Below are 8,577 nucleotides of genomic sequence, written 5' to 3' on the forward strand. Positions count from 1 at the left end.
GCGAACTTTTTATTAATTTCCTTGTCTTCTTCTCAAGAAAATTTTTTAAGCTCGGAAAATTTCGTTTAAAAACCAATGGTTATGTGACAAATGTGAAACAGTACATTAAATCCTAACAATAAGGCTTGTCACATGTAAAGAAATTTCCTCAGGGCATCAAAATATGCGTTGCCAAAATCCGACGGCGATCTGCAGCAAAATTACCGGTGCGCCGGTTTGTTGTCACTATCGACCGTCTGCGCGGGCTGCCAGTCCGCGCCGTTAGTCTGTCAGTCCACCCCGTTATAATGTGACGGTCTACACTCCTGATCCTCTTCGAATGACTTCTAAAGATTCTGCTGGCACCACTCCCCGACATGCGTCCAAACGTCCTAAAACGATGATCACGCGGCTACTGCTTGGATTTTTTGGCCTGGTCGCGGGACTCGCGGTGATCGGCGCTTTGATCGTCGGCTTTGCGCTCGCCATGGCATATCCGAACCTGCCGGCGATCGATTCGCTGACCGATTACCGGCCCAAGATGCCGCTGCGGATTTTCTCGGCGGACGGCGTACTGATCGGAGAATTCGGCGAGGAACGGCGCACCATGGTGCGCTTCAAGGAGATCCCGGACGTCATGAAGAAGGCCGTGCTCGCGATCGAAGACGACCGCTTTTATGAACACGGCGGCGTCGATTACCTCGGCATCACTCGTGCTGCATTGCACAATCTGACTGGCGGCGCCAAACAGGGTGCCTCCACCATCACGCAGCAGGTGGCGCGCAATTTCTTCCTGTCCAGCGAGCAAACCTTCAAGCGCAAGATCTATGAAGTGCTGCTGGCCTGGAAAATCGAGAAAAGCCTGAGCAAGGACCAGATTCTCGAGGTCTACATGAACCAGATCTACCTGGGGCAACGCGCCTACGGTTTCTCGTCGGCGGCCCAGATTTATTTCGGCAAGAAGCTGCAGGACATCAGCCTGGCCGAGGCGGCGATGCTGGCCGGCCTGCCGAAAGCGCCGTCGGCCTACAATCCGGTGGCCAACCCGAAACGCGCCACGGCGCGTCAGCAATACATCCTGCTGCGCATGCACCAGCTCGGTTACATCAATGATGCACAGTACGAGCAAGCCAAAAATGAAGAGCTGAGGATCAAGACCGACAGCTCCGAATTCGGCGTGCATGCGGAATACGTGGCGGAAATGACGCGCCAGCTGGTCTATGAGCAATACAAGGAAGAGACCTATACCCGCGGGCTGAATGTGGTGACCACCATCACCAAAGCCGATCAGGATGCCGCGTATCTATCGTTGCGGCGCGGTGTGATGGACTATGAGAAACGCCACGGCTATCGTGGGCCGGAAGGTTTCATCGATATTCCCGCCCAAAAGGAAGATGCCGACGACGCGATCGAGGTCGAACTGGCTGACCATGCCGACAGCGACGACATCGTGGCTGCGGTGGTGCTCGACGCATCGCCGAAAACGGTGCATGCCATGCTGTCCTCCGGCGAAGAAATCACCATCAACGGCACCGGCTTGAGCTTCGCGGCGTCCGGACTCAGCAACAACGCCCAACCGAACCGCCGTATCCGGCGCGGCGCGGTGATCCGCGTGACCCAGGAAGGCAAGCACTGGAACATCACGCAAATGCCGGAAGTGGAATCGGCCTTTGTTGCGGCCAACACGCAGGACGGTGCGATCCGCGCGCTGGTCGGTGGCTTCGACTATAACCGCAACAAGTTCAACCATGTGACGCAGGCCTGGCGTCAACCCGGTTCGTCGTTCAAGCCGTTCATTTATTCGGCGTCGCTGGAAAAAGGCTTGTCGCCGTCGACCGTCATCAATGATGCCCCAATCAGCTTCAACGCCGGCCAGACCGGCGGCCAGGCATGGGAACCGAAAAACTACGACAGTAAATACGAAGGCCCGATGAGCATGCGGCGCGGCCTGACCAAGTCGAAAAACATGATTTCGGTGCGCATCCTGAACAAGATCGGCGCCAAGTATGGGCAGGAATACACCACCCGCTTCGGTTTCGATGCCGACAAGAACCCGCCGTATTTGACGCTGGCCCTCGGCGCCGGCGCCGTGACGCCGCTGCAAATGGCAGGCGCGTATTCGGTATTCGCCAATGGCGGTTACAAGATCAGTCCCTACATCATTGCCAAGATTACCGATGCCGACGGCAAGGTGCTGTCGCAAGTCAAACCGGACCACGCCGGTGATGAAGCCAATCGCGTGATCGACGTGCGCAACGCGTTCATGATGGACAGCATGTTGAAGGACGTCGTGCGCTACGGCACCGCGACCAAGGCGCTATCGCTGAATCGCACTGATCTGGCCGGCAAGACCGGCACCACCAACGATTCCTTCGATGCCTGGTTTGCAGGGTATCAGCCGCACTTGGTCGGCATCGCGTGGATCGGCTACGACCAACCGAAAAACCTGGGCAACAAGGAAACCGGCGGCGGCCTGGCCCTGCCGATCTGGATCGGCTACATGCAGAAAGCGTTGAAGGATGTACCGATGGACCAGCGGCCGGTGCCGGAAGGCCTGATTCAGGCCGGCAATGACTATTACTATGCAGAGAATCCTCCGGGCACCGGCGTCGCCAGCATCGATGCCGGGGCCCAGCAGACCGACGAAGAAAAAGCCCGGGATGCGGTGAAGAACGAGCTGTTTTGAGCGGCATGGACCAGGTGGTCCCGGCGCGCGGGACGCGACGGCGTGAAGCCGGATGGTGCCGGGCGGCCGAGCTTAACCTAACCGTCCTTCAGCACCAGCGTCATGCCGGCCTGGGCGCTGACCATCTTTGACAACGCGGCGAACAGTTCCGTGCCGTCGCGGGTGTTGAGCCAGCGAGCGCCGACGCGCTTGTAGTGGAAACCGCCGGATTTGGCGGCGACCCACATCTCCTGCAGCGGTGCCTGGCTATTGACGATGATTTTCGAGCCGTTGTCGATGAACTCGATATCGAGCACGTTGCCGCTACGGTTGCATTCGACATCCAGATCGCTGATGTCGCAGGCCTGTTCCAGCGCGGTCGAAATGGCGTATAGGGTAGTGTCGGCCAGCGTCAGGAATTCGGAATCGGTCATGCTACACTCCAGTGGTTAATTTATCCCTGATTCTAATCGTGAAATCCCAGTTTAATCCGCCCCGCGCAACCACAATTTTGCTGGCCGTGGCCATGCTGGCCGGCTGCGGTCAACGCGGACCGCTGTATCTGCCAAAGATGCCGCCGCCGGCGCCGCTGTCGACCGCGACACCGCTTGCGCCGGCCGCTGCACCAGTTGCGCCGAAGACACTGCCTGCTGCGCCGACCAATGCGCCCACTACTGCGCCCACCCCCGTTTCCCAATAATCCTTAGTCTCCACCATGTCGCATTTTTATCTGCAAGACGGCGTGCTGTGCGCCGAACAACTGCCCTTGACCAGCATCGCCGCACAGTTCGGCACGCCGACCTATGTCTATTCGAAGGCGGCGCTGCTCGAGAATTTTTCCGCCTACACCCGGGCCTGCGCCGGTCGCGACGCGCTGGTCTGTTATGCGATGAAGGCCAACTCCAACCTCGCGGTGCTGAAGCTGCTGGCGCAGCATGGCGCCGGCTTCGACCTGGTGTCGGGGGGCGAATTGCTGCGCGTGATTGCCGCCGGCGGCGATCCGAAGAAATGTCTGTTCTCCGGTGTCGGCAAGAGCGCCGACGAGATGCGATTGGCGCTGCAGCACGAGATCCTGTGCTTCAACGTCGAATCGGTCCAGGAATTGCACCGGCTGAACCAGGTCGCCGGGGAGATGGGAAGGACGGCACCGGTGTCGCTGCGCGTGAATCCGAATGTCGATGCCAAGACGCACCCGTATATTTCGACCGGACTGAAGGAAAGCAAGTTCGGCGTCGCCTACGATGAAGCGCTGGCAACGTATCGCACCGCGGACAGTCTGCCGCATCTGACAGTGGTCGGCATCGATTGCCATATCGGCTCCCAGTTACTGGAAGAAACACCACTGCTGGAGGCGCTCGACAAGCTGATCGAACTGATCGATGCGCTGGCGGCAGAAGGCATCGCGATCCATCACCTGGACATCGGCGGCGGCCTCGGCATCACCTATGACGACGAACAGCCGGTCGCGGTCGGCAGCTATCTGGCACAGCTGTTCGCACGGATCGACCAATGGCGCGCGGCAAAACATGGCGGCGCGCCAATCAAGGTGCTGTTCGAGCCGGGCCGCTCGATCGTCGGCAACGCCGGGATACTGCTGACCAGAATCGAATACCTGAAGCACGGCGAAACCAAGAATTTTGCGGTGGTCGACGCCGCGATGAACGACTTGATGCGGCCGGCGATGTACGAAGCCTGGCACGGCGTGCAGCCGGTCGTCGCGCGCCCGACCGCAACGCAAACCTACGACGTGGTCGGGCCGGTGTGCGAGTCGGGTGACTGGCTGGCGCGTCAGCGCGACTTGGCGATCGAGCCGGGCGATCTGCTGGCGATCATGTCGGCCGGCGCCTACGGCATGACGATGGCGTCGAACTACAACACGCGCGGCCGCGCCGCCGAGGTGATGGTCGACGGCGCACTGCCGCATCTGATCCGAAAACGCGAAAATCCGGCCGATTTGTTTGCGCTGGAGAGCCCGCTGCCGGGCCTGTGATCAAGAATATACACCCGCGTGTATATTTGATCCCGCTTGTTTTTTGCGGGGGATGGCGCGATTTATGCCGATACTCCCGTCATTTCTTGCTTGCGCCGGGCTGAAAGCGGATCGGTGCGGCCAACTCGTGCCTGCGCCCGCGCCGCCCTGCATACGCGGCCCGAATCTGCGCCAGGTCGGCGTCGACATCACCGCTCAGATCGATGTGATCGACCAGCCCGACTTCCTTGTTGACGTAATCGAAATAGGCAATCGCCAGCGGTACCCTGGCGCTCAGCGCGATATGATAAAAGCCGCTGCGCCAGTGGTCGCGGTAGCTGCGCGTCCCTTCCGGCGTCAGCGCCAGCCAGTAGTGATCGGCGGCCTGGATGCGCTGCGCCAGCCGTTCGATCGCGCCGCTGGCGACGCTGCGCTCAATCGGTTCGCCGCCCCAGGCACGCAGCAACGGCGTGCTGTAGCGGTTGAATAGCGTGGATTTGCCGAGCCAGCGGAAATTGACGCCGATCGCCCATTTGGCGAACAGGCCGACCAGGAAATCCCAGTTCGAGGTATGCGGATAGATGATCAGCACGCCGCGCGGGCCTGGCAGCGGCGCCATGCGCACGTGCCAGCCGAACACCTGCAGCGCGCGCAGTGCCCAGCGTTGTTGCCAGGTCGGCAGCGCGGCCGGATGCATCAGGGGAGTGGTCATGGCGGCTGGTGCGGAAGGCTCAAAACACAATTATGCGCGTGAAAAGCGACGACGCGACACGGCAAGATCGGTACGGCGCAGCGGTTGGCACCGCCCGCAACCTAACGATAAATCTTAGTCAAGAAATCCGGAGCGGGCCATGGCGATTGATTTCTCGTCGCTCTCGTGATCCGTTCAGGCTGAGTAGCCGCAAAGCGGCGTATCGAAGCCTGCCTCGGCCTGGGAAACGCTTCGATACGCCCCGCCGGGGCTACTCAGCGCGAACGGTTCTTGGAGAAATTAACGGCCCTGGGCATACCGGCCGGTCGCTGAGCTGCCAATCACCCCTGCGTCGGCGCGAGCTGCCGCTTGCCGGCGACCGTCGGTTGCGCACCCGCGAAGCGCCAGTACAGACGCATCAGCAGCAGCGCACCGACGATGGCGCCAAACAGCAGCGGTTGCACGAAGTCGTGCTTGGCGGCCTTCATCCACCAGAAATGCAGGATCCCGAGCGGCGCGATCAGATAGATCAGCCGGTGCAGCCATTGCCAGCGCTTGCCGCCGAGCCGTTTCACCATCGCATTGGTGCTGGTGACGGCGAGCGAAATCAGCAGCACGAAGGCGGAAAAGCCGACCAGAATGAAGGGCCGTTTGGCGATGTCCTTCGCCATCTCCTGCAGGTCGAAAAAGTGATCGAACCACAGGAAGGTGGTGAAGTGCAGCGCGACGTAAAAGAACGCGAACAGCCCCAGCATGCGGCGCAGCTTGATCAGCCAGTGCCATTTTGACAGCTTGCGCAGCGGCGTCACGGCCAGCGTCAGACACAGGAAATACAGGGTCCAGTCACCGCTGTTGCGCGTAATGAATTCGATCGGATTGGCGCCGAGCCGATCGGTCAACGCGAACAGCAGCAAGCGCAAGAACGGCAACAGCGCCAGCGCGAACAGGGCGGCCTTGATCCACTTGAATTGCTTGACGGTGGGGGTGAATGGCATGGTGGTGTGGTCCTGATGTTGTCCCGATATCGTCCTGATGCAGCACTGATGTAGGTCGGTTACTAAATCCGTCAGTCGGTCATGCGTGGCGAGTCAAAATCGAAGTCATCCCAGCGAACGCTGGGATCCAGCGGCGTTCGCCGTACGGTCGTGTCGGTTGTAGAGTTTAATCACTTTCAATTGGCGCCGTGGCAGTGCTGCCGAAGACACTGGGTCCCCCCTTGCAGGGCGCATCTGCGCCTGCAAGCGCAGACCGTTACGCAGGCGGACAGCATGCTGTCCGAATTCCCTGCTTCACCTTTCGCTGGGACGACGGTGCGGAAGTAGCCAAGTGATCCATCCGCTGCGGCGCCGTTTCCGGCCGATTCGCAAAACCATTCAAACTAAACTCCCGTGGCTGTCATAACGTCCCGCATTAGCCTGCCCGCAACTGCCCGCTCCGCTCAAAAATACTTCTTCAAATCCATCCCCGCATACAGCGACGCCACCTGGTTATAGCCGTTGAACCTCAAGGTCTTGCGCTTCTTCGCGAAGAAGCCGTCTTCGCCGATGCGGCGCTCGCTCGCTTGCGACCAGCGCGGATGATCGACATCCGGATTGACGTTGGAATAAAAGCCGTACTCGGACGGCGCGGCGATGTTCCACGCGGTGTTTGGCTGCTCCCTGGTGAAGCGGATCTTGACGATCGACTTGGCCGACTTGAAGCCGTATTTCCACGGCAGCACCACGCGCACCGGCGCGCCGTTCTGGTTCGGCAGCGCTTCGCCGTACATGCCCAGGCACAGCAGCGCCAGCGGATGATTGGCTTCGTCCAGCCGCAGGCCTTCGACATACGGCCATTCCAGCACCGGGCTGTTGATGCCGGGCATCTGCTTCTTGTCGGCCAGCGAAATGAATTCGATGAACTTGGCGTTGCCGGTCGGTTCGACCTTCTTGATCAGCTCCGACAGTGAAAACCCGACCCACGGGATCACCATCGACCAACCTTCCACGCAGCGATGGCGGTAGATGCGCTCTTCCAGCGGCGCCAGTCTCAGCAGCGCGTCGAGGTCGAGCGTGAGCGGCTTCTTGACTTCGCCTTCGATCGTCACGCTCCACGGCCGCGGTTTTAGCGTGCCGGCGCTGCGCGCCGGATCGGCCTTGTCAGTGCCGAATTCGTAGAAATTATTGTAGGTGGTCGCGTCCTTGTAGGCGGTCGGCGGGTCCATCACGACATAGGCCGGATTGGCCTTGGCGCCGAGCTTTTGCAGCCCGCCCTGCGCGAACGCTTCACGGTTGGCGATCTCAAACAGCGCGCCGCCGGCGATCGAGCCGAGTGCCAATTGCCGGATGAAGCTGCGCCGCGCTTCGAATACTGTGCGCGGCGTGATCTCGGATGAAAACGGGAGATCCAGGCCGTTGGGACTGCGTTTGATCAACATGACGACTCCGATGTAAGGGGTGTTCCGAATGACGCAACCAACGCATGGTCGGGCCGACTGCCACGCCCGGCACAGCTGCGTTTTTCAGACGCTTCCAGCTCTTGCTGAACTGGTTACGGCCTAATTACGCAGTTTGCCCGGATCCGGTTTCAGCGATTCTACCGGGCTCCGTGCGGCAACGTGGGCATTGGTCATTCGGACGGCGCAAACCTTACACCGTGCCGTTGCTTACGGTCGTGCGGCGTGCCAGGCGTTGTTCAGCATGCCGTCGCCGGTCTTGTCGCCGGGCTTGGCGTCGTTGGACCAGGTATACAGCGCCCGGCCTTTCAGCGCCCACTGCTTGCTGCCGTCATCGCGTGTAATCACGGTGTAGTCGCCTTGCACGCGGTCGTCGGCTTTGGCCGCAAATGGCGGCCAGCTGGTGGCACAGGCCGCGTTGCAGCTGCTGGCGCCCATCTGGTCGCGGTCGAAGGTATATAGCGTCATGCCGGATGGGGTGGTGATGACACCGGCGGCTTCCTTGGCCGGCAGCTGGGCCGATGCGGTCGATGCGACGGCGCTCAGCAACACGGACAGTAGCAATGACGCAGAGACAGTGGATATCTTCTTCATGTTTTCCTCACTAAGCGGGTTGATGGATCAGTCAGTAAATCGACGAATCAGTGAATCGATCAACGATTCAAGACGATGGCCTGCGATGCAGCCCTTGAAGTAGACATTGAAGCTTGCGTTTTATTCCCGCAGCAGGCAAAGAAAGCCTGTCCAAAATGCAATATGGCCACATACTGGTGTGGCCATATTGGGCGCGCTCGAATTCCAAGTGCAACATTTTTTATGAAAGAATGTTGCATGGCAAA

The 8,577-nt window shown here is 60.0% G+C and carries 9 protein-coding genes; 2 read left to right on the forward strand and 7 right to left on the reverse strand.

What is annotated here, in order from left to right; genetic code table 11:
• The first annotated feature begins 319 nt into the window (after positions 1 to 319).
• The gene (locus ACFOFO_RS06055; RefSeq protein WP_390331124.1) at positions 320 to 2,665 is read left to right on the forward strand and encodes a penicillin-binding protein 1A; all 2,346 of its coding nucleotides are present in this window, start codon (positions 320 to 322) and stop codon (positions 2,663 to 2,665) included.
• 77 nt (positions 2,666 to 2,742) lie between these two features.
• Here the strand turns inward: ACFOFO_RS06055 and cyaY are convergent, their stop codons facing one another.
• Both cyaY and ACFOFO_RS06065 read right to left on the reverse strand, forming a co-directional pair.
• The gene (gene cyaY, locus ACFOFO_RS06060; protein WP_390327394.1) at positions 2,743 to 3,078 is read right to left on the reverse strand and encodes an iron donor protein CyaY; all 336 of its coding nucleotides are present in this window, start codon (positions 3,076 to 3,078) and stop codon (positions 2,743 to 2,745) included.
• Between the two features lie 109 nt (positions 3,079 to 3,187).
• On the reverse strand, positions 3,188 to 3,361 hold the full coding sequence (locus ACFOFO_RS06065) for a hypothetical protein (RefSeq protein WP_390328382.1): 174 nt from the start codon (positions 3,359 to 3,361) through the stop codon (positions 3,188 to 3,190).
• On the opposite strand from ACFOFO_RS06065, the gene lysA reads away from it, so the two are divergent.
• Positions 3,360 to 4,634: a diaminopimelate decarboxylase gene (lysA, locus tag ACFOFO_RS06070; protein WP_390327395.1), complete on the forward strand. Its 1,275-nt coding sequence runs from the start codon at positions 3,360 to 3,362 to the stop codon at positions 4,632 to 4,634. The two genes, ACFOFO_RS06065 and lysA, sit on opposite strands and share 2 nt — an antisense overlap.
• Positions 4,635 to 4,713: 79 nt before the next feature.
• On the opposite strand, the gene ACFOFO_RS06075 is transcribed toward lysA, so the two are convergent.
• From ACFOFO_RS06075 to ACFOFO_RS06095, 5 genes are all read right to left on the reverse strand, one after another.
• On the reverse strand, positions 4,714 to 5,325 hold the full coding sequence (locus ACFOFO_RS06075) for a 1-acyl-sn-glycerol-3-phosphate acyltransferase (RefSeq protein ID WP_390327397.1): 612 nt from the start codon (positions 5,323 to 5,325) through the stop codon (positions 4,714 to 4,716).
• A 320-nt stretch (positions 5,326 to 5,645) separates the two neighbouring features.
• Entirely contained in the window at positions 5,646 to 6,299 is a 654-nt protein-coding gene (locus ACFOFO_RS06080) for a protein-methionine-sulfoxide reductase heme-binding subunit MsrQ (RefSeq protein ID WP_390331126.1), read from the reverse strand.
• A gap of 443 nt (positions 6,300 to 6,742) precedes the next feature.
• Positions 6,743 to 7,720, reverse strand: a complete 978-nt coding sequence (gene msrP, locus ACFOFO_RS06085) for a protein-methionine-sulfoxide reductase catalytic subunit MsrP (protein ID WP_390327399.1) — start codon at positions 7,718 to 7,720, stop codon at positions 6,743 to 6,745.
• Positions 7,721 to 7,948: 228 nt separating this feature from the next.
• On the reverse strand, positions 7,949 to 8,332 hold the full coding sequence (locus ACFOFO_RS06090) for a COG4315 family predicted lipoprotein (protein ID WP_390327400.1): 384 nt from the start codon (positions 8,330 to 8,332) through the stop codon (positions 7,949 to 7,951).
• A 59-nt stretch (positions 8,333 to 8,391) separates the two neighbouring features.
• The coding region (locus tag ACFOFO_RS06095) for a hypothetical protein (protein ID WP_390331128.1) at positions 8,392 to 8,577 on the reverse strand (186 nt) is incomplete at its 5' end.

Origin of the sequence: Pseudundibacterium arcticum (genome assembly GCF_042646465.1) — a bacterium.
GTDB lineage: Bacteria > Pseudomonadota > Gammaproteobacteria > Burkholderiales > Burkholderiaceae_D > Undibacterium_A > Undibacterium_A arcticum.

Bases quoted from the DNA above. Each gene is read 5' to 3' on its own strand.
- ACFOFO_RS06090 (WP_390327400.1), bottom strand. From the start codon at position 8,332: ATGAAGAAGATATCCACTGTCTCTGCGTCATTGCTACTGTCCGTGTTG.
- ACFOFO_RS06075 (WP_390327397.1), bottom strand. From the start codon at position 5,325: ATGACCACTCCCCTGATGCATCCGGCCGCGCTGCCGACCTGGCAACAA.
- ACFOFO_RS06080 (WP_390331126.1), bottom strand. From the start codon at position 6,299: ATGCCATTCACCCCCACCGTCAAGCAATTCAAGTGGATCAAGGCCGCC.
- ACFOFO_RS06055 (WP_390331124.1), top strand. From the start codon at position 320: ATGACTTCTAAAGATTCTGCTGGCACCACTCCCCGACATGCGTCCAAA.
- msrP (WP_390327399.1), bottom strand. From the start codon at position 7,720: ATGTTGATCAAACGCAGTCCCAACGGCCTGGATCTCCCGTTTTCATCC.
- ACFOFO_RS06065 (WP_390328382.1), bottom strand. From the start codon at position 3,361: ATGGTGGAGACTAAGGATTATTGGGAAACGGGGGTGGGCGCAGTAGTG.
- lysA (WP_390327395.1), top strand. From the start codon at position 3,360: ATGTCGCATTTTTATCTGCAAGACGGCGTGCTGTGCGCCGAACAACTG.
- cyaY (WP_390327394.1), bottom strand. From the start codon at position 3,078: ATGACCGATTCCGAATTCCTGACGCTGGCCGACACTACCCTATACGCC.